The organism is Streptococcus hongkongensis (assembly GCF_053206145.1).
Genome location: NZ_JBRUGD010000014.1, coordinates 31,367 through 55,451, shown reverse-complemented (window position 1 = coordinate 55,451; position 24,085 = coordinate 31,367). Strand labels below are relative to the sequence as shown.

At 37.1% G+C, this 24,085-nt stretch carries 18 protein-coding genes and 1 pseudogene; 15 read left to right on the top strand and 4 right to left on the bottom strand.

Annotated elements, in window-relative coordinates; translation table 11 throughout:
• Window positions 1-16: 16 nt before the first annotated feature.
• On the top strand, window positions 17-1,645 hold the full coding sequence (gene groL, locus ACVRZD_RS08915; RefSeq protein WP_037626560.1) for a chaperonin GroEL: 1,629 nt from the start codon (window positions 17-19) through the stop codon (window positions 1,643-1,645).
• 80 nt (window positions 1,646-1,725) lie between these two features.
• Here the strand turns inward: groL and ACVRZD_RS08910 are convergent.
• A pseudogene (locus ACVRZD_RS08910) lies at window positions 1,726-2,982 on the bottom strand (IS3 family transposase).
• 167 nt (window positions 2,983-3,149) lie between these two features.
• On the opposite strand from ACVRZD_RS08910, the gene ACVRZD_RS08905 reads away from it, so the two are divergent.
• Window positions 3,150-6,401, top strand: a complete 3,252-nt coding sequence (locus ACVRZD_RS08905) for a G5 domain-containing protein (RefSeq protein ID WP_080730860.1) — start codon at window positions 3,150-3,152, stop codon at window positions 6,399-6,401.
• Window positions 6,402-6,794: 393 nt separating this feature from the next.
• Window positions 6,795-7,271 carry a folate family ECF transporter S component gene (locus ACVRZD_RS08900; RefSeq protein WP_080730859.1) on the top strand — a complete coding sequence of 159 codons (477 nt, stop codon included), beginning with the start codon at window positions 6,795-6,797 and terminating at the stop codon, window positions 7,269-7,271.
• 506 nt (window positions 7,272-7,777) lie between these two features.
• On the opposite strand, the gene ACVRZD_RS08895 is transcribed toward ACVRZD_RS08900, so the two are convergent.
• On the bottom strand, window positions 7,778-9,274 hold the full coding sequence (locus ACVRZD_RS08895; protein ID WP_037626555.1) for a C69 family dipeptidase: 1,497 nt from the start codon (window positions 9,272-9,274) through the stop codon (window positions 7,778-7,780).
• Window positions 9,275-9,491: 217 nt separating this feature from the next.
• On the opposite strand from ACVRZD_RS08895, the gene ACVRZD_RS08890 reads away from it, so the two are divergent.
• Window positions 9,492-11,129: a zinc ribbon domain-containing protein gene (locus tag ACVRZD_RS08890; RefSeq protein ID WP_037626554.1), complete on the top strand. Its 1,638-nt coding sequence runs from the start codon at window positions 9,492-9,494 to the stop codon at window positions 11,127-11,129.
• 60 nt (window positions 11,130-11,189) lie between these two features.
• Here the strand turns inward: ACVRZD_RS08890 and ACVRZD_RS08885 are convergent, their stop codons facing one another.
• Both ACVRZD_RS08885 and ACVRZD_RS08880 read right to left on the bottom strand, forming a co-directional pair.
• Window positions 11,190-12,077, bottom strand: a complete 888-nt coding sequence (locus ACVRZD_RS08885; RefSeq protein WP_447450443.1) for an RluA family pseudouridine synthase — start codon at window positions 12,075-12,077, stop codon at window positions 11,190-11,192.
• Window positions 12,067-12,252 (bottom strand): hypothetical protein, encoded by a 186-nt coding sequence (locus ACVRZD_RS08880; RefSeq protein WP_037626552.1) that lies wholly within the window; start codon window positions 12,250-12,252, stop codon window positions 12,067-12,069. Before ACVRZD_RS08880 ends, ACVRZD_RS08885 begins: the two co-directional genes overlap by 11 nt.
• Window positions 12,253-12,492: 240 nt before the next feature.
• On the opposite strand from ACVRZD_RS08880, the gene ACVRZD_RS08875 reads away from it, so the two are divergent.
• The 11 genes from ACVRZD_RS08875 to ACVRZD_RS08825 all read left to right on the top strand — a co-directional run bounded on the left by ACVRZD_RS08875 (window position 12,493) and on the right by ACVRZD_RS08825 (window position 24,030).
• Window positions 12,493-12,879, top strand: coding sequence for a RidA family protein (locus ACVRZD_RS08875; RefSeq protein ID WP_037626551.1), 387 nt, complete (start codon window positions 12,493-12,495; stop codon window positions 12,877-12,879).
• A gap of 32 nt (window positions 12,880-12,911) precedes the next feature.
• Window positions 12,912-15,236 (top strand): penicillin-binding protein PBP2A, encoded by a 2,325-nt coding sequence (gene pbp2a, locus ACVRZD_RS08870; RefSeq protein WP_447450442.1) that lies wholly within the window; start codon window positions 12,912-12,914, stop codon window positions 15,234-15,236.
• A 48-nt stretch (window positions 15,237-15,284) separates the two neighbouring features.
• The gene (gene rpmG / locus ACVRZD_RS08865) at window positions 15,285-15,437 is read left to right on the top strand and encodes a 50S ribosomal protein L33 (protein ID WP_080730858.1); all 153 of its coding nucleotides are present in this window, start codon (window positions 15,285-15,287) and stop codon (window positions 15,435-15,437) included.
• 11 nt (window positions 15,438-15,448) lie between these two features.
• Window positions 15,449-15,625 (top strand): preprotein translocase subunit SecE, encoded by a 177-nt coding sequence (gene secE, locus ACVRZD_RS08860; RefSeq protein ID WP_037626550.1) that lies wholly within the window; start codon window positions 15,449-15,451, stop codon window positions 15,623-15,625.
• A 150-nt stretch (window positions 15,626-15,775) separates the two neighbouring features.
• Window positions 15,776-16,315, top strand: coding sequence for a transcription termination/antitermination protein NusG (nusG, locus tag ACVRZD_RS08855; protein WP_037626548.1), 540 nt, complete (start codon window positions 15,776-15,778; stop codon window positions 16,313-16,315).
• Between the two features lie 475 nt (window positions 16,316-16,790).
• Entirely contained in the window at window positions 16,791-17,747 is a 957-nt protein-coding gene (locus tag ACVRZD_RS08850; protein WP_447450441.1) for a YSIRK-type signal peptide-containing protein, read from the top strand.
• Between the two features lie 250 nt (window positions 17,748-17,997).
• Window positions 17,998-20,499: a leucine--tRNA ligase gene (gene leuS / locus ACVRZD_RS08845; protein ID WP_447450440.1), complete on the top strand. Its 2,502-nt coding sequence runs from the start codon at window positions 17,998-18,000 to the stop codon at window positions 20,497-20,499.
• Window positions 20,500-20,561: 62 nt separating this feature from the next.
• Window positions 20,562-21,629 (top strand): glycerate kinase family protein, encoded by a 1,068-nt coding sequence (locus ACVRZD_RS08840; RefSeq protein WP_037626544.1) that lies wholly within the window; start codon window positions 20,562-20,564, stop codon window positions 21,627-21,629.
• 3 nt (window positions 21,630-21,632) lie between these two features.
• On the top strand, window positions 21,633-21,881 hold the full coding sequence (locus ACVRZD_RS08835; RefSeq protein ID WP_052128142.1) for a class I SAM-dependent methyltransferase: 249 nt from the start codon (window positions 21,633-21,635) through the stop codon (window positions 21,879-21,881).
• 287 nt (window positions 21,882-22,168) lie between these two features.
• Window positions 22,169-23,602: a PTS sugar transporter subunit IIC gene (locus ACVRZD_RS08830; RefSeq protein WP_037626542.1), complete on the top strand. Its 1,434-nt coding sequence runs from the start codon at window positions 22,169-22,171 to the stop codon at window positions 23,600-23,602.
• Between the two features lie 149 nt (window positions 23,603-23,751).
• Window positions 23,752-24,030 carry a PTS sugar transporter subunit IIB gene (locus ACVRZD_RS08825; protein ID WP_037626541.1) on the top strand — a complete coding sequence of 93 codons (279 nt, stop codon included), beginning with the start codon at window positions 23,752-23,754 and terminating at the stop codon, window positions 24,028-24,030.
• Window positions 24,031-24,085 lie beyond the last annotated feature (55 nt).

Here is a 24,085-nt window from a genome sequence, read left to right as displayed (position 1 = left end):
AGAAGGAAGGATAGATATGTCAAAAGATATTAAATTCTCAGCAGATGCGCGTGCAGCAATGGTACGTGGTGTCGATATTTTAGCAGATACTGTTAAAGTTACCTTAGGCCCCAAAGGACGTAATGTTGTTCTTGAAAAAGCATTTGGCTCACCATTAATTACTAATGATGGAGTGACTATTGCAAAAGAAATAGAGTTAGAAGATCACTTTGAAAATATGGGAGCTAAATTGGTTTCTGAAGTTGCTTCAAAAACAAATGATATTGCAGGTGACGGAACAACTACAGCTACTGTATTGACACAAGCTATTGTTCGTGAAGGACTTAAAAATGTGACTGCCGGTGCTAACCCAATTGGCATTCGTCGAGGCATTGAATTAGCTGCAGCAACAGCTGTTGAAGAATTAAAAGCTATTGCGCAACCTGTTACTGGTAAAGAAGCTATTGCGCAAGTTGCAGCTGTTTCTTCACGCTCAGAAAAAGTTGGTGAGTACATTTCTGAAGCCATGGAACGTGTTGGCAATGATGGTGTCATCACCATTGAAGAATCACGTGGGATGGAAACAGAATTAGAAGTGGTTGAAGGGATGCAGTTTGACCGTGGCTACCTTTCTCAATACATGGTAACAGACAATGAGAAGATGGTTGCCGACCTTGAAAATCCATTTATTTTAGTCACTGACAAAAAAGTATCAAATATCCAAGAAATTCTTCCACTCTTAGAAGAAGTCTTGAAAACAAATCGTCCACTATTGATTATTGCTGATGATGTTGATGGTGAAGCCCTACCAACATTAGTATTAAATAAAATTCGTGGAACATTTAATGTTGTTGCGGTAAAAGCACCAGGCTTTGGAGACCGTCGCAAAGCTATGCTAGAAGACATTGCTATTCTAACAGGTGGAACTGTGATTACTGAAGATCTTGGTTTAGAGCTTAAAGATGCTACAATGGCTGCGCTAGGCCAAGCAGCTAAGATTTCTGTGGATAAAGATTCAACAGTAATCGTTGAGGGATCAGGCAGTGCGGAAGCGATTGCCAACCGTGTAGGCCTAATTAAATCTCAGTTAGAGACAACAACATCTGACTTTGACCGTGAGAAATTGCAAGAACGTCTGGCTAAGTTAGCTGGTGGTGTTGCCGTTATCAAGGTTGGTGCTGCGACAGAAACTGAATTAAAAGAAATGAAATTACGTATTGAAGATGCCCTCAACGCAACTCGCGCTGCTGTTGAAGAGGGTATCGTTGCAGGTGGGGGAACTGCCTTGATTTCAGTCATCGAGAAAGTTCAAGCTCTTGAACTTGAAGGAGATAAGGCGACAGGACGTAACATTGTTCTGCGTGCCCTCGAAGAGCCTGTAAGACAAATTGCCTACAATGCAGGTTATGAAGGGTCAGTTATCATTGATCGTTTGAAAAACAGTTCAAAAGGAACAGGCTTCAATGCGGCTAATGGCGAATGGGTTGATATGATTGAAACTGGAATTATCGATCCCGTTAAAGTGACGCGTTCTGCCTTGCAAAATGCAGCATCGGTGGCTAGTTTAATTCTTACTACAGAAGCTGTTGTGGCAACTAAACCAGAACCTTCAGCACCAGCTATGCCAGCAGGAATGGATCCAAGTATGATGGGTGGCATGATGTAATTTACTCATAAGAACCTATTACAATAATAAAAGAGTCTGGGACAAATTGATCTGCCCCTCAAAAGTTAGACAATTTATATTTAGTTGAAGGATTGAGTTCTGTATTGTACAGGACTTAGTCCTTTTAACTTTATTTTGATTCTTTTATTATTGTAATAATAGATGTAGTCTGAGATAGCGTCTCTCAGCTCATCAAGTGATTTAAAGTTCTTCTCACATCCATAAAACATCTCAGATTTTAAAATGTCAAAGAATGATTCCATCATTCCATGGTCTAAGCTATTTCCTTTATGTGACATGGATGGTCTCGTGCCATGCTCTTCTAAGAACTGGTGGTAGCTGTTGTGTTGGTATTACCAACCTTGGTCACTGTGAAGAATTGTTCCCTGATAGGATTCTTCTGAGAGTGGGACAGATATAACTTCTGGTCACTAGCTGGAATAGAAACTCTGTGACATCTGTATAATATTTTTCAAGTGGTTTAGCCCTTTCAAATTGACGGTTAACTTGATTGTCAGCTTTCTTCCCAATTTCTCCCTTGTAGGAATTATAACGATGTTTAGGTCGACTTCTAGCTTTCAAACCGAGCTCTCTCATCAAGACTTGAACCTTTTTGTGGTTAATCACAAACTTCTGATTACGCAATTCAAGATGAATCCGACGATAGCCATACCGACCTTTGTGTTCTGCATAGATAGTTTTAATGACTTCTTTTAATTCCGCATTTTTATCTTCTGAAGATAGTCTTTTGACGTGGTAATAGTAAGTTGAACGCGATAGTTTCAGAACATCAAGTAACGCTGACAATGAAAATTCAGGAATCAGCCCTTGAGTGATTACTGTTGCTCTTTGAGTCTTGCTTCGCCCTTCAGACGGTATTCCCTTAGCTTTTTTAGCGCGGCATTCTCCGCTCTAAGGTATTCATTTTCATATTGAAGACGCTCCAATTCGGTCATCTCTTCTAGTTTTTTCTTTGATTTACATCCCATTTGTACAGGTCTCACTTTTGATTTCTCAAGAATAGTATACCCGTTTTCCTTGTATTGTGCTATCCAATTTGAAAGTATTCCCCAGTTAGCTAAGGCATAATCAAGTGACGTTTGAAGTTGAGAGTTTCCATCATTAAGGACCTTATTAATTATTTTCTGCTTCAACTCCTTAGAATAATAGCTATTCTTACCCTTCTTAACAATTTCAATACCATAACGATTTATTAATCGAATCACGTATTTTATTCCAGCTTCACTTACTGCAAATTGTTTAGATAAGAGAGAGTAAAGTAGATCTTTTTGGCGTAACTTATATAGTTGTACTTTGTCTTCGTAACTTAATTTCATAAGAAAAACACCTCAATCGTTAGATTTTTGGTTTAACTTTTGGGGTGCAGTTCATAAATTTTCAGACTCTTTTTAATTTTTCGTCAAATTACTTTGTAAAAGGCTAGTGGTTATGCTACAATCAAGATAAATATGTAGAAAAATTAAAAAATAGAGAGAGTCCACCTATGTTTAGGAATAAAAAACAAATTTTTAGCATCAGAAAAACACTTCTAGGAGTAGGAAGTGTTTTATTAGGTGTCATGCTGACAACTAATCTGGTTTCCGCTGATGAAACAGTAACAGTTGCTAATGTCACAGATACAACAACACTTATTGAAAAGGCTGCAACAACTGCTCCAGCCGATACGACGGTTGTGAACACCCCGACAACAGTAAGTCCAGTAATTACAGCAGCTGCAGTTGGGGATCCCGTTGTTACAGAAACAGTCATTGCAAGTCCAATTCGTTATGTAGCAGATAACACACAGCCAGTTGGCTACCAGTCTGTTCAAACGCAAGGAACATCTGGGAAACTAATTTATACAACAGTTAATGGAACGACGACAGTACAACGCATTGAACCAACTGAAACGGTTATTGTTATGGGAACAAAACCAGTAACAACTACTGTTGAAACGACACCAGCGACTACTGATTATAGCATTGATGTGACAAAGCCAGTTGGCACAGATGTGATTATTCCTGCGCAAGACGGAACTAAAACAACAACGATAACTAATACTATTCAAACAGAAACAACTGCTCCAACTAGTCCAGCTGTCTATTCAGAAGGCTATAAATGGATAGACCAACCATTTTATCATATAGATACGACGCAACCGTTACCGAGTGATCGCGTAGTCATTGATACCTTATTTGTGGATAGACCACCTTTAACAGCGGACTATAATACAAGTGAATCTACAGTTCGTGAGTTAGCTCAATTTAGTGAAAACTATATCTATGAATATCTAACCGTGACAAATCCTGATGGAACAACAACACAAACTAAATATGTTAGAACGATCACAGCTGAAATGTTAGATCCGACAGATACACAATTAAGAAGTTTACTGGGGTTGACGAATGATACTGACTTCTATTCTCGCCTGTTAACGACAGCTCAAGAAGATATGTGGACAGCATCTGCTCAGGATTATGGTGTAGAGATTGTTCCAGAAGATTTAACAACATCTGCTGACGATTTCTTGCGCTATGATAATAGCAATATTATTAATGATGCTTTTTATGCAGATATCAAGGCTGACTATCAACGTGCCTTGTTAGCGCAACAAGAGTTGACCGCTTTAGGAACCTGGACAAACCAGCAACAAGCTGATTTAGATAGGACAACGGCACAATTCCAATCTCTTACGCATCGTTATAATAATTACAAAGGTAGTATCTCTACGGCAATTGATTATAGCCACACCGCAACTATGACAGCCCAACAGAAAGCTGATTTTGAAGCAAAAATTCAAGCACTACCGTTAGAAATTCAACGTGTTCTAGGAAATATTGCCATCTATGATACTGAGATTCCTGGTATGGGATCTGGAACGTTAGGTTTAGCCAATTCTGCAACTCAATCAATTGATTTACTATATAATGCAAGTAATTCAGAACTGTTAGCGACACTCTTACATGAAATGACGCATATTATTGATTTTAAGAGTGGATTATATCAAGAAGTGACCGATAGAAATACAGATGGCACTATTGGAACAGTTCCTGCTTTATCTGATACGCAAGAATTTTTAGATATTTACCATACCTATTTTGATCGTAGTGATGTTTGGTCTTATTATAGAGATAATAGTGCAGAAGCCTTTGCAGAAGGCTTAAGTGAGTATATCATGCATCGATTATACGGCACGCCTTATGCAACGTATGTTCCAAATCCATATACAGGTGATGCTTATAATCCTGGGAATGGGACAGGTTACAGTCCATTTGCAGCAAGTGAGTTTTACTTTGCAAGTCTCTATAATAGATTATTTGACTACCCAAGAACTGCTAGTGTTGTACCATATGTAACAACTGTAACACAGATAGCTCCTGTAAATGGTCAGGTTATTTATGGAGCAAAGCCAACAGATTCATCTATAACAACGGCTTATAAAACTGTTTATGTTGCAGATCCTAATGAAGTCTATGATCCCACTGGACAGACTGATATCATTCAAGCAGGTGTTAAAGGTCAAACAGTTGTTAGAACAACATATGCCTTGGATGCCAATAATCAATTAGTTGCAACTGAAACAGTTATTTCTGATAAACCAGCACAAGATCAAATTATTACAAAAGGGACACAAGCAACAACAAGTGATTCAACAGTTGCAATTACAGTAGTCTATCAAGAAGTAACAGACAACTCCTTAGCTGATTGGCAAGTTAAAGTTGTAGATTCTGGTCAGGTAGGTCTTGTTAGAACAACTACAACTTATACTCTTGATCCTGTAACAGGGAGTATTACACCATCAACGACAACAGTAACAGTGACAACCATGCGTCCGATGCTTGTTCAATATAAAGTTGGTGCTGATAAAGTGACAACAATTGCTTACCAAACAGAATATGTTGCTGATAATAGTATTCCAGTTGGAACTCAAGTTGTTGTAACAGAAGGAACTAATGGTGGTTCAACCAGTAAAGTTGATACTTATAACTTTGTTCAAGATGGTGTTAATAGCCGCTTTGAGTCTATTACATATGCTGAACCAGTTATTGTAGCTGCACAGAATCGTGTCATCGCTGTAGGTAGTCAACCTTCACTAACAGATCAAGTTATTACAAAAACAATTACCTATCAGGAAGTGACAGACAATTCATTAAGTGATTGGGAAGTTAAAGTTGCTGATCAAGGTCAAGATGGACTGACACGTACAACAACTACTTATTCAGTTGATCCAAATACGGGAGTTTTATCATCTAGTTCCCAACTGGAAATGATGACTACTATGCGTCCAATGCTTGTTCAATATAAAGTAGGGGCTTTAAAAGTAATGCCAATCACTTTCCAAACAGAGTATCGAGATAATCCTACTTTACCATTAGGGACTCAGATTGTTTTGGCAGAAGGTAAAGATGGTAGTTCCGAAGCAAGAGTTGTGTCACATCAGTTTGTGGAAGATGGCGTAAAAAGTCATTTTACCTCTATTGAATATAGTAATCCGGTGATAATTGCTGCTCAAAATAAAATTATTGAAGTGGGATTATTCGTTCCCTCAACAAGTCCTGTTCTACAAGTTAATATGAAAGCTGCTAAGAAAGAAATGCGACCAAGTATGGCGTCTGTAGCTTTTAAACCAGCTAAGGAAGCACAGCTTCCAACAACTGGAGACAACTCCTCTAGTTTGTCAGCGATAATTTCAAGTGGTGTATTACTTGTAATGGGGTTAGCAATTTCAAAAAAATCAAAAAAAGACAGAAGCTAAAAGCTTAAGCTAATTTTAAGCTAGTCTGTCTATACTTAGGTTATTCCTAATTTATTCTTACACAAAAGAATACTTTCATAACCTCCTTAAAAGCACTTAAGTCTCCTTAAGTGCTTTTATTTTGTTAGCAGAGTCCTTTTGTCTTTTGCTGTTTTGTTGCATTCATTTTAAAAACCTCCCTTTAGTTAGCATAGCTATTTCTAAATCAATCATCATATTATTTAAAAAGGTTGTCTATTGCTGGATTATCTCCATATGTATCCACAGGTGTCTTGACACATGTAAATTGTTAACCTATAATAGTACTATCAATATGAAAGTAGGTTACCTGTGAATAGGATATTTAACAACCGTTGGACTTACTTGCCTCCGTTAGGAGCCAAAACCTTACCTATGTCAGCTTTATTATTAGCGATGGATGTGGTGCTTTATAAGCTTGCCTTTGGTCCGTCATATTTTCAAGTAAGTTTTGGATTTTTATCAATGGCTTTAATGGGTTATCTTTATGGTCCGATGTGGGCTGGATTCTTAGAAGTCTTGTCAACAACTATCAATTCAACACTTTTTGGAACTGGGAACTTTCATCCTATTTTTCTTATTACGGCATTTCTAGGAGGGGCCATTAATGGCATATTTCTCTATCGTAGTCAGCTTAGGTTAAGAAATATTTTTGTTGCTCAATTTTTGATACTTCTAGTAGTTAGCTTAATGATGAATTCTTGGTTTATTTCTATCGTTTATAAAGCTGACTTTAGTGCAGTGTTTTGGGGGAGATCCTTACGTAATGTATTTCTACTACCAATACATACTTTTCTAGGTCATACTTTCTTAAAAACTTTAGAAAATCGGCGTATTTTCCATAATTTATAATCACCATATAACTAAAACATACTGATATTAGAAGTGAGGGAAACTCCGTCGAGAGAAAGTACCTAGTCCTAATCTTAGTATGTTTATTTTTTCTTGTCTTTATACATAGCAAGTTTTTTAAAACTATGCTTAGCTCAAGAGATAGGGGAGATAGTTTTGTTTAATTAGTTTAAAATGTGTAGTTTGATATTTGCTATTAATAGTTGAAGTGGCAATCGACATATTTTTTACGAGAGTAGCCATCGCGTTCATTTCAATCACTTTCTGGTTGATTTTGTCATAACAGCAGTTGCGAGTTACTGATTTTTAGTGATTAAGTCGGTCTTTGATATAGAGTATTGTGATACTATCAAATTGTTCCATATGATCTCTTCATAGTGTGAGTTTTGTTGCTTTCATTATAGGTTAGATGGAACTTTTTCTATAAACAAAAGCCCCATAATCTCTTGGGTGCTTTTACCCACTGTAGAAATTATAGAGCTAGAATTCTTAGGTACTTTTATTGTTTATTTTTTAGTAGTCTTTTTGTCTTTTGATAGTTGTTTTTCCATTTTACTTTCAATTTCTTTTAGACGTTTGAAAACTTTTTCAGCACGGTCCATTGAAACTTGGTCAGCTTTTTCTTGCGCTGCTTTTGGATTAGTTTGTTGTAAGCCACTAACCTCTTTGTTTGTTTGATCTTGTTCAGACATCCAAGTTTTTTCCAATTCCTTCATTTCGTCAACTACTGATGTGCCAAATTTCTTAGGATATTTAGCAGCCATATCATTGATGTGTGAAATTGTCCAATACCAAGAATCTTTGTTGTATTTAGTGCTACTTTCTTGATAAGCTTTGTAAGTCTTAGTGATGTTTCCTAAATATGGAAGATATGGTGCATTCCGAGGGCTACCAATTGATAACCACATGACCCCACCACCAAGTTCTGCTGGAATATCATTTTTAAGTTGAAATACATGAGCTTCCATAACATTTGGATTAGAAATAGGATAAGCATAACCTTTGATAGCATCTTTCGATGTTGGTTTTCCTTTACCATCAAGTTCCATTTGATCCAGAGGCTTCAAATTCAAGCCTTCAAAACGGTTACGTTGCAATTTAATGGCATCTTCTAAAGAGAATTTCTTATCCGTACTTTGGAGTAATTCAAAGTTATCATCTTTGTAAGTGACCTTAGAATCAGGGTCTAGTGATTTGATACCTGAGAAGACACGTGACCTATTGGCATCATTCATTGGTGGATTGTACGATTGTGCAATATGAAATTGACCATTGACTTCTTTGTATGTTTTAGCTTCTTTAGCCAATTTTTCAACATCCCTTGAAGCAATAACGTTTTCTTTATCTGTGAAATCAACATGACCAAGATAGAATGTATTTGGGAAAACAGCAAATTTATCATCTGGGAATTTAATGGCTACGTATTGGTGACCCGATAAAATTTCCATGTACCAAATGCCGTCCTTATCAGCAATTGTTACGATATTTCCCTCAGCTGAGCCTTTTTCCTCTACGATTTTAGCAATTAATGCAATTCCTTCTTTAGCTGTTTTTACACTTGGTAAAATGACACTCGTCATTGACGATTCAGCAAGGCCATTTTTGACATAAGGATCTTTTTTCAGAATGTTATCATTTGCTGTTGCTGATACAGTTGCAGATATTGAGACACCATACTCATTCATTCCGGCTTCATCATAGACACCATCTTTGGGTGTGACATCAGGTACTGCAGTGTATTTGAACGAATGACTAGGTAATGGGTATTCAAATCCATTTGCCTGATCTTTCCATTTGGCCCCTGCTTTGTTATCTTTTGCTTCTCTCACAATAAACGTTTTATTGTGATTTGGCTCTAAATCCTCCGTACGTCCATAAAGTGTACTGCCGTCCGTAGTTAAATCTTTACCGATGATAAAACCAGTACAGGCATTAACGGAACTCTGTAAAGTGACTGCTGTTAACATTGCTACAGCTCCTAAAGTTATTTTTCTTTTGTTCATAGTGAACCTCCAAATAATTTATGCGAGCGCTTCCACGAGTATTATAATGTACTATCTATTATTTTTCAATAATATTGCTAAATAATATTATATTGTAAATTATCTAAATTTTGAGAGGATTCAAAGAAATGATTCATGATATTTTCCCCTCAAATTTCCCAATTACTTAGTTTAGATTTTGGTATAATAGAATTGAAAAACAGCGAGGTGATCAGATATGAAAAAAATATTTCAGAAAAAATGGGTAAAAATTAGTACAGGTATTTTGTTAACGTTATTGGTTTCATTAGTCGCTTTCGGCTCTTATCATTATTCAAAAGCAACTCTGATACATCAATACGTTTTAGCAAGAAGTAAAAAGCAAGGAACGGCTTTTGAAAATATGAAGGAATATTTAGTTTGGGCAGATACCAATAAAAAAGTAACGAATGACCAAGCTCAATATGCGGACTTTAAAAGGTTTGATCAGAGCCAATTAAAGAGTCAGGAAGATGATTTAAAAAATGCAACATCCGATGATGATTACTATGTTAAATTAGTCGGACGAAAATTTTTTATTTTTCCAGATTATAAGATAGCTGTTAAGCCAATTCAATTAGAAATAAAAACAAATGTTCCTTCAGTAGACATTATGCTTAATCGTAAACTTGTTGCAACCTCTAACTCAGATCATTTTTCTACAAAAATAAACCGACTCCCTGTTTCAGATTATGTTGCTAGCCTTGATGGACAATATAAAAATCGAGATATAAAAGTAAGTAAGTCATATGATCGCGGTTCAAATCTTATTGACTTGACAGTCACCTTTAAAAATTTTTCTGTAACGAGTAATTCCAAAGAAGGTGAACTCTTTGTTAATCAGAGTCCGATTGGAATGTTAAAAGATGGTAATTTTGAAGTCAAAGACTACCCAATGACAGAAACTGCGGACATTTATTTGAAGAAAGCTTTTTCTGATGGTGATGTCTTATCAAAAAAGGTTAAGTTAGCTGATATCAAAGAAAATGATAAGGTAGCCCTAGATTTTGAAAATCAATTAGATCAAGCCAAGGCTGGTCAGTATTTATTGTCAGTTTTTGATCAATTGATGATTTACAGTTCAAATCGACAAGACCCAGCAAATCTCGATAAGATTTTTGAAGGTGGTGCAAACAATGATTTTTATAAAGGGTTAAAAGAAAGTATCAAAGCTAAGTTGGAGACTGATAAGAGACTTGCTTCTAGCTTCGCCATTCCAAATGTTATTTTAAATGGACTTGCTCAAGTGGGGAAAGACTCTTTCTTAGTCGAATTCTTAGTTAGCTACGATTACACATATAATAAAGAAACGGATAAAGACAAGGGTTCATCAGGTCATGTGCTTCAAGACCTCAGCGGAAAATTTGTTTTGAAAAAATCAGGCAATACCTACCTTGTCAGTCAAAATGGAGCTAAAAGTATCAGTGTAACTAGTGAAAAAAACCAAATTAAAGAACCGTCCTTATTACCAGATGGGTTAGTTGGAACTTGGACAGGGGAAAGAGATGGTATCGCTTATACCTTAATCATTGCTCAAGATGGTACAGTGACGCGTAAAGTTGAGTACAAAGATCCAAAGAGACCGGATGAAAATAAGGTTGCTAAGATTACTAAATCAGAAGATAAATCTAATGGTAATTACCGGCTAACCTTTGCATCGCCAACTGACGGTTCGATTATGGTAATTGGAGGAGGAATTGGTGGGGCAAATGTCCAATATGCCTACGGAGTAAAACTATCTGGTGATAGTATGACACCAATCATTTGGCAAACAGGACTCAATTCAGAGTTTGATTTTAGTAAACCACTACCTGGTTTAACGTTGAAGAAACAATAAAAAAGTTAGGAAAAGATACTAGCCTCCAACTGAATTGGCTAGTGTCTTCCTAACTTTTTATTATACTAGTGCCTCAAAACTAGATGACTTAGCTTCTAAGGTGATGGCTTCTAGTGTTAAGGGGTGTACAAAGTGAAGCTGATGTGCATGAAGCATCAATCTTTCTTTACTTGGATGAGTTTGATATAAGGAATCACCCACAATTGGAAAGCCATGATGACTTAAATGGACTCTTATTTGATGAGTTCGTCCTGTTTCTAGTTGACAATTAACAAGGCTTTTACCATTTGGAAAAAAGTCTAATCTCGTAATATTGGTAACTGCTAATTGGCCTTTATTTGAATCAACGACACGTTTACGACGATCATGACGGTGTCTTCCGATTTTATCTTTATAGACAATCGTTTTTTTAGGAAAGTGACCGTTAACAAGAGCCCAATAGTCTCTGTGAATCTCTCTTTTTTCTAAAAGTCTATTCATAATTGGTAGGATAAATGGATTCTTAGCAAAGAGAATTGCACCACTTGTTTCTTTATCTAAACGGTGAATCACATAACAGGTTTTCTTGCAAAAAGCCGATACATGATTCAGAAGAGCTAATTCCTCAGGTTGGTTAGCATGTGTCTTCATCCCTTCTGGTTTATTAACCACGATAAGATGTTCATCTTCAAAAAGACAGTTGACTAAGGAGGCATCACCGAAAGGAATCAGTTTTTCAGGGTAGTCCTCAGAATCAAAAGTTAGACTAATAAGATCTCCTTTTTTTACAGGGCTTTGCCAATTGATGCTCTCATTATTAATGAGGAGATGTTTTTTAGTACGTAAGAGATGTCTGATCTTACGAGGAATCAAGAGTTTCTCTTCTAAAAGAGTTTTGATATTAGTATCAGGATACGGACTGGTAAATGAAACATTAAATCCTTGAGATGAGGTATTTTTAGTTTTCATTAAGCCAATCGTGATATTTTTCAACTAGGTTAATAGCCATTTGTGTCGCTAAAGCAGCTGAAAAAGCTTCCGTACCTTCACGCTCATCATTAGCAACTTCTAGACGTGTTTCATTATAAATAGCTTTTAAGCTCTCAGCAGATAATGTTTCTTTAAAAGCATCGAATTTTTTCATAAGTTCATTTCCTGTTCTTTTATCATTTCTTAAAGTGAAGTCTTCAAGTTATTGTTATTATAACATTTTTTGCTCCTGAGAATGCTTTTAATATATGATTGTGTGTAGGGATTAGTTATCTAGAAAACTAAGAAATATTACAAAGTAACAGTAAGGTTAAGAATTATACTTTTTTATAGGGCTTTTATCAATTTCTTGCTATAATATGATGTAATGAAATCTTAAATGAGGATAAAAGAAATGAAAAGTATAAGACGTTATGATGTGAATGAGGAACGGGCTCATACAGGATTAGTAGAAGCTGGGGACTTTTACTTTCTTAACTATTGTGTGGGTGAGATTGGTGCTCCTATTGAGGACCAAATTAATGGTGCTTTTGATGAAATGGAACGTCGTTTAGGATTAGTTGGACTAACACTCGAAGCTGTTGTGAAAGTGGACTGTCTCTTTCGAGATGTTTGGAATCTACCCAAAATGGAAAAAGTAATTAAAGAAAGATTTAATGGTAAATACCCTGCAAGAAAGTCAATCCAGACGGAATTTGCGCATCAAGGTGGATCAGAGGGGCTCCTCTTCCAAGTTGATGGTGTGGCCTATTCAAAGCCTTTTGTTATCCCAGGAGAATAGTTAAAATTTTACCATAGTGGTATGTATACAGTATGACATTTTTAGAATTATTGCAAAAAAAGTTTACTCCAAAACGTTATCAGGAGAAACAAAGAGAAAAAAATCAAACCAATTTTGTTAACGATAATCAAGCTTATCAAGATCAAAGCCATTTAACAGAAAAAGATCAAACAAACATAGCCAGACCAACTCAAACGCGTTTTAAACGAAGTCGCGATGAGGGTGAGATTCAGAAAACTCAGCCTAAGTGGTTCAGAAAACTAGAAACCTATTTCCCCTCTCCGCAGCACCCCATTAGACGATTTTGGCGTCGTTATCACATTGGGAAAATACTTCTTATTGGAGTGAGTTTGCTTGTCTTGATTTTTGGCTCTTATCTATTTTACCTGTCTAAAACTGCTAAAGTATCAGATTTGCAGAATGCTTTGAAGGCTACAACTGTGATTTATGACAAAAAACATGAGTATGCAGGCTCGTTATCTGGACAAAAAGGGACCTATGTTGAACTAGATGCAATTTCTGATAATATGGAAAAGGCCGTCATTGCTACTGAGGATAGAACTTTTTATACTAATGATGGGATCAACCTGAAGCGTTTTTTATTGGCGGTATTTACATTGGGGCGTTTTGGTGGTGGCTCAACCATTACACAGCAATTAGCTAAGAATGCCTATTTATCGCAAGATCAGACCATTAAGCGAAAAGCCAGAGAATTTTTCTTAGCTTTGGAGTTAACCAAAAAATACAGTAAAAATGAGATTCTCACCATGTACCTCAATAATTCTTACTTCGGGAATGGGGTTTGGGGGGTCGAAGACGCCAGTCAAAAGTATTTTGGGACAAGCGCAGCTAATTTGACTCTTGATGAAGCAGCAACCCTAGCAGGTATGCTAAAAGGTCCAGAAATATATAATCCCTACTATTCAGTTGAGAATGCGACAAAACGCCGGAATACAGTCTTATCTGCTATGGTTGATGCTGGTAAAATTACAAGTGCTCAGGCAAAAGAAGCGGAGCAAGTTGGTATGGGCGACCGATTAGACAATACCTATGTCGGAAAATCAGATGATTATAAATATCCATCCTATTTTGATGCAGTAATTAACGAAGCGTCAGCAACCTATGGTATTTCTGAAAAAGATATTGTAAATAATGGTTATAAAATTTATACGGAATTGGATCAGAATTATCAAACAGGTATGCAAACGACCTTTAACACAGCTAGTTTGTTTCCTATTTCAGGACAAGATGGTTCTTCTTCACAAGGGGCTAGTGTTGCATTAGATCCCAAAACAGGTGGAGTTCGAGGTCTTGTTGGTCGTGTTAATAGCAATGGGAAACAAGGTTTTAGAAGCTTCAACTATGCTACTCAGGCTAAGAGAAGTCCAGCCTCAACAATTAAACCTCTCATTGCCTATACACCAGCTGTTGCTTCGGGCTGGTCGATTGACAAAACGTTACCCAATATGGTAAGAGATTTTGATGGTTACAAGCCACACAATTATGGAAATTTTGAATCTGAAGATGTTCCAATGTATCAGGCTTTAGCCAATTCTTACAATATTCCAGCAGTAGCGACTGTCAAAGAACTGGGTATTGATAAAGCAAAAGAGTATGGCAAAAAATTTGGTCTAAATATGAGTTCTGCCCCAAATGAATTAGGGATATCATTGGGTGGAAACGTTACTACGAATCCTTTAGAGATGGCTCAAGCCTATTCAACTTTTGCTAATCATGGTGTCATGCATACAGCACATTTTATTACTAAAATAGAGACAGCTAGTGGCAAAGTGATAAAGGTTCATAAAGACCAATCCAAACGAGTGATTAGTCGTTCAGTCTCTGATAAGATGACAAGTATGATGCTTGGAACATTCTCAAATGGTTCAGCTATTAATGCTAATGTCTATGGATATACTTTAGCTGGTAAAACAGGGACTACAGAAACAGATTTTAATCCGAATTTATCTGCAGATCAATGGGTTATTGGTTATACACCAGACGTTGTTATCAGTCAGTGGATTGGTTTTAACAAAACTGATGAAAATCATTATTTAACAGGATCTAGTGCTGGAACTGCTTCAACTATTTTTTCAACACAAGCCTCTTATATTTTACCTTATACAAAGGGTAGCCGATTTGAAGTTGATAATGCCTATGCCCAAAATGGCATTTCAGCAGTCTATGGTATCAATGAGACAAATACAGAGACGGCACGTGATTCACAAGACATTATTGATAGTATCCGTAAGTCTGCAGAAGATGCATCGAAATCAATTTCTGATGCTGTTGATAATTATGGGCTTAGGGAAAAAGCTAAGAGCCTTTGGGATGGCGTTATAGACTATTTCAGATAACTTGCGTAAATAATAAAATCATGTTAGAATAATCTCTACGGAGGCGTTATGGCACAGAAAAAAGCAAGCCTAGCGTGTGTGGATTGTGGAAGCCGAAACTACTCAATTGCGGTTAGTAGTACGCCAAAACCGACACGACTAGAGGTTAATAAATTTTGTAAACATTGTAAGAAATATACCTTACACAAAGAAACACGTTAGAGGAGAGCCTGATGGGATTTATCAGTGGTATTTTTAATGTTTTAAAAGATACAACATGGCCAAATAGAAAACAACGTTGGAAAGATTTTATATCAGTACTTGAGTACACTGTTTTCTTTACTGTTATTATCTTTATCTTTGACCAATTACTATCAAAAGGTATCTTAAGCATTATTAATTATTTTTAAAAATAATAATGAAGATTTGGTCTTTAGGCCAAGTCTTTTTTCTTGTCTAACCTTCAAATGATTGACAGACTACAGTTCATCAATTATAATGAAACTAACGAAATCATTCCAAAAGCCGCCAAAGGCTTTTTTCTGATGAAAGGAAATTTTATGTTAGATTCTTTTGATAAAGGTTGGTTTGTACTGCAAACTTACTCAGGTTACGAAAACAAAGTCAAAGAAAACTTATTATTACGTGCACAAACTTATAATATGTTAGACAACATTTTACGCGTTGAAATTCCAACACAGACAGTAAATGTTGAGAAAAATGGTCAAAGTAAAGAAATTGAAGAAAATCGATTCCCAGGTTATGTACTAGTTGAAATGGTCATGACAGATGAAGCGTGGTTTGTCGTGCGTAACACACCGAACGTAACTGGATTCGTAGGGTCGCATGGAAACCGTTCAAAACCAACACCATTGTTAGAAGATGAAATTAGAGCAATCTTACTTTCTATGGGACAAACTGTTGATGTCTTTGATACTAATATCAAAGAAGGTGACGTTGTTCAAATCATTGATGGTGCTTTCATGGGTCAAGAGGGACGTGTTGTTGAAATTGAAAATAATAAAGTCAAGCTGATGCTTAATATGTTTGGATCAGAAACAATTGCTGAAGTTGAACTCTATCAAATTGCAGAGCTATAAAAATAGTCTATCAAAACAAGATTACGGGAGTGATCTTGTTTTTCTATTTTTTTGTTACACATTTCAATACTTTAAATCAAAATTAACTTTAAAAGAGTATTCATTATAAAGCTATTGTTTTACTTTTAAAATTATAATGAATCGAATCTAATAGTGTATGCAAAACCAATACCTTATTTTATTATATTTTCAGCAACTACGATTCCTTGTTTGTGGAAGATGTATCGCGAGGCTGACTGACAGATTAGTATTTTACTCCAATGAGAATAGTGATGGAAGGGAACGCATACTTGGACATATTATAACTAAATTATAGTTGCCTTTTGTTGGTTACTCAATATTTTAATTAGATATCAAAAAAATGAATTTAACTTAATGCCAAGATTATATTGACTTAATAAATTAACTAAAATATAATAGAAATATTATTGTATAGAACGCCTATAGTAAATAGTCGTAAAATAAGGAGTTTGTAATGAAAGTGAATGAAAACATAAGATACTACCTCAGACAATCAGCTTACGGATTAGTGTCTGTCTCAGCAGCCTTTCTAATTGGAAGTGCCACAATCTCAGCGGATGAAGTAGGTAGCGTTGCAGTAGGGAATACTCAAAGTTATGCGGGGATTCCTGAAGGAGTGGATGATAGGTCGGAAGTATCTGCTGCAGAGAGTCAACGTGATAAATTATGGCAAAAGCTTGCATATGCTGACTTACGAGATCATATAGATAGAAAAGTAGTTGAAGAATTAAAGGACCAACTAAAAAAAGTTGAACTAGACGTTTCAAAAATTTCGGCACTTGAAAAAGCTTTTGAAGCTGCCAAATTATCATATTTTAAGGAAAATAAAGATTTTACTACTAAGGCTATTGAATCAGCAGAAGAATTAACAGAGCAACAAAAGAAATCACTTCTTGAAAAACTATCAGTAATAAATAGTTTTAGTGAATTGGCTGCAATTGTTGAAAATGCTAAGGCTTTTGAAATTGCAAATGAAACTCTAGTTGAATCAGAACATGAAGAAGTAGCCCCTCAAGTGGATAAACATTTAGAAGAAGGCAAGCCAATGGCCCCAGAGGTTGAGGTGCCTGCGAAACCAGAAAGAGAAGAAGTAGTCCCTCAAGTAGATAAACATTTAGAGGAAGGCAAGCCAATGGCCCCAGAGATTGAGGTACCTGTGAAATCAGAAAGAGAAGAAGTAGCTCCAACTGAAATGTCTAAATCTGAAGATGAGAATAATTCAGATGGTAAAGTTTCTGTAGCTAAAGCTGATTCGCTAAAAGCAGTGGCACCGAAAGCTGAAAAGAAAGTAGCTAACATGTTGCCAAGTACTGGTGATTCAAATGGTGTAGCCCTTAATGCAGCAGTATTATCAATCATTGCTGGATCAGCTATGCTTGCTTATGGTATTAGTCGTAAAAAAGAAAATTAAAACGTGTTTGTTGACCAAAGGTGAGGTAAAAACTCATCAGAGATTGAAGCATAGGTTGGTTATAGCCTGATTCTTCAATCTTTTTTGTTTTTCTATTAGTGATAAGTCAGTTTAGGTTTGCCTGATAATTCTCTTTTTTAGAGCTGAGACGAGTTCAGATAGGAACTTATGTTTTAAAAATATGTCATTTATTAAAGCCTTAAATCGTGCTATAATAAGAAGACTAGACTTTTTACATGGGAGAATTCACATGACAACTTATAATCACAAAGAAATAGAACCTAAATGGCAGGCCTACTGGGCAGCTAACCAAAGTTTTAAAACTGGAACTGACAAAAACAAACCAAAATTCTATGCTTTGGACATGTTCCCATACCCTTCAGGAGCTGGGCTTCACGTAGGACATCCAGAAGGTTACACAGCGACTGATATCTTGAGCCGCTTCAAACGTTCTCAAGGCTATAATGTCCTTCACCCAATGGGTTGGGATGCTTTTGGACTGCCTGCTGAGCAATATGCCATGGATACAGGTAATGACCCAGCTGAATTTACAGCAGAGAACATTGCTAACTTCAAACGCCAAATAAACGCCCTCGGCTTCTCATATGACTGGGACCGTGAAGTCAATACAACGGATCCTAATTATTACAAATGGACACAATGGATTTTTACTAAGCTGTATGAAAAAGGTTTAGCCTATGAAGCTGAAGTAGCGGTCAACTGGGTGGAAGAATTAGGGACTGCTATCGCCAATGAAGAAGTGCTACCAGATGGTACTTCTGAACGTGGAGGATACCCAGTTGTGCGCAAGCCGATGCGCCAATGGATGTTGAAAATCACTGCTTACGCTGAACGCTTATTAGAAGATCTAGAAGAAGTTGATTGGCCAGAATCAATTAAAGATATGCAGCGCAACTGGATTGGTAAATCAACAGGAGCAAATGTTACCTTTAAAGTTAAAGACTCAGACCAAGACTTTACAGTCTTTACAACTCGTCCAGATACTTTATTTGGAGCTACTTACGCTGTCTTAGCACCGGAACATGCTATGGTTGAAGCCATAACAAGTCCTGAACAGGCACAAGCAGTAGCCGACTACAAACGTCAAGCAAGTTTGAAATCTGATTTAGCTCGTACAGATCTTGCTAAAGAAAAAACAGGTGTTTGGACTGGTTCTTATGCCATTAACCCTGTTAATGGCAAAGAAATGCCAATCTGGATTGCTGACTATGTCCTTGCTAGCTACGGTACTGGGGCTATAATGGCAGTCCCAGCGCATGATGAACGTGATTGGGAATTTGCAAAACAATTTAACCTAGACATCATTCCTGTTCTTGAAGGTGGTGACGTTCAAGAGGCACCTTATACAGAAGATGGTCTGCATATCAATTCAGAATTCCTTAATGGCTTGGAAAAAGCTGATGCTATTGAAAAAATGGTTTCTTGGCTTGAAGAAAATCAAGTTGGTAATGAGAAAATTACCTACCGTCTTCGTGACTGGCTATTTTCACGCCAACGTTATTGGGGTGAACCCATTCCAATTATCCATTGGGAGGATGGCACATCAACGGCGGTTCCAGAACAAGACTTACCATTGGTTCTTCCTGTAACTAAAGATATTCGTCCTTCAGGAACTGGTGAATCACCATTAGCCAACCTAACTGACTGGTTGGAAGTTGTTCGCGAAGATGGTGTCAAAGGCCGTCGTGAAACCAATACCATGCCACAATGGGCAGGGTCAAGCTGGTATTACCTCCGTTATATTGACCCACATAATGATCAAGCTATCGCTGACTCAGAACTTTTAAAACAGTGGCTACCAGTTGATATCTATGTTGGTGGGGCAGAACATGCCGTTCTTCACTTGCTTTATGCCCGTTTCTGGCACAAGGTTCTCTATGATTTAGGTGTTGTACCAACTAAAGAGCCATTCCAAAAACTCTTTAACCAAGGAATGATTTTAGGAACAAGCTACCGTGACCACCGTGGTGCACTTGTTGCAAGTGACAAAGTTGAAAAACGTGATGGCTCATTCTTTAACATTGAAACAGGTGAAGAGCTCGAACAAGCACCAGCTAAAATGTCTAAATCACTCAAAAATGTTGTTAATCCTGATGATGTGGTTGAACAATACGGCGCGGATACCCTTCGCGTTTATGAAATGTTCATGGGCCCACTTGATGCCTCAATTGCATGGTCAGAAGAAGGCCTTGAAGGAAGCCGTAAATTCCTTGATCGCGTTTATCGTTTGATTACAAGCAAGACGATTGTTGCGGACAATAGCGGAGCCCTTGACAAGGTTTACCACGAAACAGTCAAAGCAGTAACAGAACAAATCGACAGTTTGAAGTTTAATACTGCCATTGCTCAGTTGATGATTTTTGTTAATGCAGCCAACAAGGAAGATCAATTATTTATAGACTATGCCAAAGGCTTTGTCCAATTAATTGCACCATTTGCACCGCACTTGGGTGAAGAATTATGGCAAGTCCTAACAAGCTCCGGTCAGTCATTGACGCATGAGGCTTGGCCAATTTGGGATGAGTCAAAATTAGTTGAAAACGATGTCGAAATTGTTGTTCAAATTAAAGGTAGGGTTAAGGCTAAGTTAGTTGTTGCTAAAGACTTACCAAAAAACCAATTAGAGGCTATCGCTTTATCAAATGACAAAATCCAAGCTGAAATTGCTGGTAAAGAAATCATTAAGGTCATAGCTGTACCAAACAAATTAGTCAACATTGTTGTAAAATAAGTAAAAAAACACATCATGTGTTTTTTTGCTATAATGACCAGTCAAGCAAGGGGGGAAGCCAGATGAAGTTAGTCTTGGCCATTGATTCTTTCAAAGGATCAGCAAGTTCAAAAGCCTTAAATCAAGCCAGTTTAGCGGCAATCAAAAAAGTAATGCCTTTAGCCTGGGTTGAAACTTTTACTATTGCAGATGGTGGCGAGGGGACACTTGATGCTTTAAACGACCATCTAGATGGTCAATTAGTTTCTGTTCAAACAGTCGATTTGATGGGGCAAAAAATTCAGGCGGATTACTTGCTAGTTGACCAAACAGCTATTATTGAATCAGCTAAAGTAATTGGCCTGGACAAGATTAGTCCAAGCCCAGAAACCTTTGCTAAGGCAAGTAGCTATGGGCTAGGAGCCCTAGTCAAAGATGCTGTGTCGCGTGGATGTAAAGAAATTCTGATTGGATTGGGTGGAACGGGTACCTCTGATGGTGGGTTTGGTTTCCTTAAAAGTCTTGGTTTTAACCCTGAGACTTGTCAACTGGAATCCGACATTGACTTTAGCCAGCTAACCTTAATTGGCTTAGCTGATGTGACTAATCCTTACTATGGTCCAAATGGCTTTGCTCCAATCTTTGGTCCGCAAAAAGGTGGGAATCAAGAGGAAATTGCAGCAATGGACAGTATAGCTTGCGCTTTTGCCAATAGAATTAAAGAGCAAAGGGGGATGGATTTGCAATCCATAGCTGGCGCAGGTGCAGCTGGGGGACTTGGCGCAGCCATTGCCGTCCTTGGCGGGCAAATCAAACCCGGATTTGAGACCATTGCACAAATGATTAGGCTAGAGGAGTCAATCATGAGAACGGATTTGGTGATTACTGGTGAAGGAAAGTTGGATGGGCAAAGTCAGGCAGGGAAAGTACCGGTAGCTATCAGTCGACTGGCTAAAAGCTTCAACAAGCCAACTATTGCAATTTGTGGGGTCATTGAAGATAGTCCAGAACTGGATCAACTATTCACAGCAACTTTCTCAATTCAAAGAGAATTTTTAGATCTCAATCAAGCCATGTCTACTGAGAAAACCCTGTCTAACTTAGAAAGAACCATGACAAATATCATGAAGGCACGTTATTGGAGGGAGTAAGGGATGGCTAATAGATTTAATGAGAAAGCAGCTACTTTTGACTCAGAGCGTCAGTTGGCTTTAGCTGATAAATTTAGCAAGGCTATTGCAGAACGACTAGGTGATAAGCATCTAAACCACTTCTTAGATTTTGGTGGGGGAACGGGCAATTTAGCAATAGCCTTAGTTAATCATTTTGAGCAGGGGATAATTGCTAATATCAGCCAGCCCATGTTAGATCAAGCGCAGAAGAAAATTTCAGAGTCTTCTTAGTCTGACATCATATCTCGGATGTCGACCGTGTCTTAGGCCAATTAATTTCCGCCTTAGAGACAGGTAGTAGTTTCTTTGTAATTGATTTTTATATGGAATAACCGAATACTACTTCGTTAAAAAGACAAATTATCTCATTGATAGTTTGTCTTTTTCTTATCTTAAAAATCATTAAGTCTAATTTTGAACACTGGGCTGTGTGATACTTGGTCTTTTTTAAAACGCTTACACAAATTATAATGAATATGTAAATAAAATAATTAATAACTTGAAAAGAGGTAGTCGTCATGGAATTCTTCCTAGCTCCCCTAAACTGGTTCTCGCAAAATATTTTGCAGAACCCAGCGTTTTTTGTAGGTCTGTTGGTTTTAGTTGGATACCTGCTATTGAATAAACCAATTCATGAGGTGTTTGCTGGCTTTATTAAAGCGACAGTTGGGTATTTAATTTTAAACGTCGGAGCAGGTGGTTTGGTTACTACTTTCCGTCCGATCTTAGTTGCCTTAGCTGAGAAGTTTAAATTAGAAGCTGCTGTTATTGATCCTTATTTTGGACTAGCTGCTGCCAATACAAAATTGGAAGGCATGGGATTTATCAGCGTTGCGACAACTGCATTGTTAATCGGTTTTGGAGTCAATCTGTTATTGGTAGCCCTTCGTAAGGTTACAAAAGTTAGAACCTTATTTATCACAGGTCACATCATGGTACAACAAGCGGCGACTATTTCAGTCTTTGTACTTCTACTTATCCCACAATTCCAAAATGCATTTGGTGCATGGGCTGTCGGGATTATCTGTGGTCTCTACTGGGCTATCAGTTCAAATATGACTGTTGAAGCAACACAACGGTTAACTGGTGGAGGTGGCTTTGCCATTGGTCACCAACAACAATTTGCTATTTGGTTTGTTGATAAAATTGCTCCAAAATTTGGTAAAAAAGAAGAAAATCTTGATAATTTGAAATTACCAACTTTCTTAAACATTTTCCATGATACAGTGGTTGCATCTGCAACTTTGATGCTTGTCTTCTTTGGAGGTATTTTAGCTCTCCTTGGACCAGAAATCATGTCAAATGTTAAATTAATTGGACCCGGAGCTTATGTGCCAGTTAAACAAGCCTTCTTTATGTATATCTTACAAACATCATTAACCTTCTCAGTTTATCTCTTTATCTTGATGCAAGGTGTTCGTATGTTCGTTGCTGAATTGACTAATGCTTTCCAAGGCATTTCAAATAAACTTCTACCGGGCTCATTCCCAGCAGTAGACGTTGCAGCTTCTTATGGATTTGGCTCATCAAACGCAGTACTATCAGGGTTTGCTTTTGGTTTGATTGGTCAGTTAGTAACAATTGCTTTGCTTGTTATCTTTAAAAATCCAATTCTAATTATCACAGGTTTCGTTCCAGTATTCTTTGATAATGCAGCAATTGCTGTCTATGCTGATAAACGTGGTGGCTGGAAAGCAGCTGTTGCCCTATCATTTATCTCAGGTATTATTCAGGTAGCCCTTGGAGCTGTTGCAGTAGGCTTACTTGGTTTAGCTGGTGGTTATCATGGAAATATTGACTTTGAGTTCCCTTGGTTAGCTTTTGGATATATCTTCAAATACCTTGGAATTATTGGCTATGTGCTTGTTTGTCTCTTCTTCTTAGCTATTCCTCAACTACAATATGCAAAAGCTAAAGATAAAGAAGCTTACTACCGTGGTGAGGCTCAATAATATCTGATCATGGAGAAAGGGCTTAGTTTAGAGTGAACAATGGGTAATTATTGCCCGCATTCTTAAACAAAAGTGTCTGTCCTATCTCACTATTTTTAATAAATCAATTACATCAACTTAAATATATTATGACAAAAAAGGAGAATACAATGGTTAAAGTTCTTACAGCTTGTGGAAACGGTATGGGATCATCAATGGTGATTAAAATGAAAGTTGAAAATGCCCTTCGTCAATTAGGGGTAACAGATATCCAATCTGCTTCTTGTTCTGTTGGAGAAGCAAAAGGTTTGGCAGCTGGCTATGATATTGTTGTAGCATCAAATCACTTAATTCATGAACTTGATGGACGTACTAAAGGGCATTTAGTTGGTTTAGACAATTTGATGGATGATAAAGAAATAAAAGAAAAGTTACAAGCCGTTTTATAATTATCACAAAAGTGAAGAGACAAGAGTTGATAACAAGAGTCAACTCTTTCTCTTT

Excerpts from the sequence above, each read along its gene's own strand:
- groL (WP_037626560.1), top strand. The coding sequence starts at position 17 with ATGTCAAAAGATATTAAATTCTCAGCAGATGCGCGTGCAGCAATGGTA.
- ACVRZD_RS08905 (WP_080730860.1), top strand. The coding sequence starts at position 3,150 with ATGTTTAGGAATAAAAAACAAATTTTTAGCATCAGAAAAACACTTCTA.
- ACVRZD_RS08900 (WP_080730859.1), top strand. The coding sequence starts at position 6,795 with ATGTCAGCTTTATTATTAGCGATGGATGTGGTGCTTTATAAGCTTGCC.
- ACVRZD_RS08895 (WP_037626555.1), bottom strand. The coding sequence starts at position 9,274 with ATGAACAAAAGAAAAATAACTTTAGGAGCTGTAGCAATGTTAACAGCA.
- ACVRZD_RS08890 (WP_037626554.1), top strand. The coding sequence starts at position 9,492 with ATGAAAAAAATATTTCAGAAAAAATGGGTAAAAATTAGTACAGGTATT.
- ACVRZD_RS08885 (WP_447450443.1), bottom strand. The coding sequence starts at position 12,077 with ATGAAAACTAAAAATACCTCATCTCAAGGATTTAATGTTTCATTTACC.
- ACVRZD_RS08880 (WP_037626552.1), bottom strand. The coding sequence starts at position 12,252 with ATGAAAAAATTCGATGCTTTTAAAGAAACATTATCTGCTGAGAGCTTA.
- ACVRZD_RS08875 (WP_037626551.1), top strand. The coding sequence starts at position 12,493 with ATGAAAAGTATAAGACGTTATGATGTGAATGAGGAACGGGCTCATACA.
- pbp2a (WP_447450442.1), top strand. The coding sequence starts at position 12,912 with ATGACATTTTTAGAATTATTGCAAAAAAAGTTTACTCCAAAACGTTAT.
- rpmG (WP_080730858.1), top strand. The coding sequence starts at position 15,285 with ATGGCACAGAAAAAAGCAAGCCTAGCGTGTGTGGATTGTGGAAGCCGA.
- secE (WP_037626550.1), top strand. The coding sequence starts at position 15,449 with ATGGGATTTATCAGTGGTATTTTTAATGTTTTAAAAGATACAACATGG.
- nusG (WP_037626548.1), top strand. The coding sequence starts at position 15,776 with ATGTTAGATTCTTTTGATAAAGGTTGGTTTGTACTGCAAACTTACTCA.
- ACVRZD_RS08850 (WP_447450441.1), top strand. The coding sequence starts at position 16,791 with ATGAAAGTGAATGAAAACATAAGATACTACCTCAGACAATCAGCTTAC.
- leuS (WP_447450440.1), top strand. The coding sequence starts at position 17,998 with ATGACAACTTATAATCACAAAGAAATAGAACCTAAATGGCAGGCCTAC.
- ACVRZD_RS08840 (WP_037626544.1), top strand. The coding sequence starts at position 20,562 with ATGAAGTTAGTCTTGGCCATTGATTCTTTCAAAGGATCAGCAAGTTCA.
- ACVRZD_RS08835 (WP_052128142.1), top strand. The coding sequence starts at position 21,633 with ATGGCTAATAGATTTAATGAGAAAGCAGCTACTTTTGACTCAGAGCGT.
- ACVRZD_RS08830 (WP_037626542.1), top strand. The coding sequence starts at position 22,169 with ATGGAATTCTTCCTAGCTCCCCTAAACTGGTTCTCGCAAAATATTTTG.
- ACVRZD_RS08825 (WP_037626541.1), top strand. The coding sequence starts at position 23,752 with ATGGTTAAAGTTCTTACAGCTTGTGGAAACGGTATGGGATCATCAATG.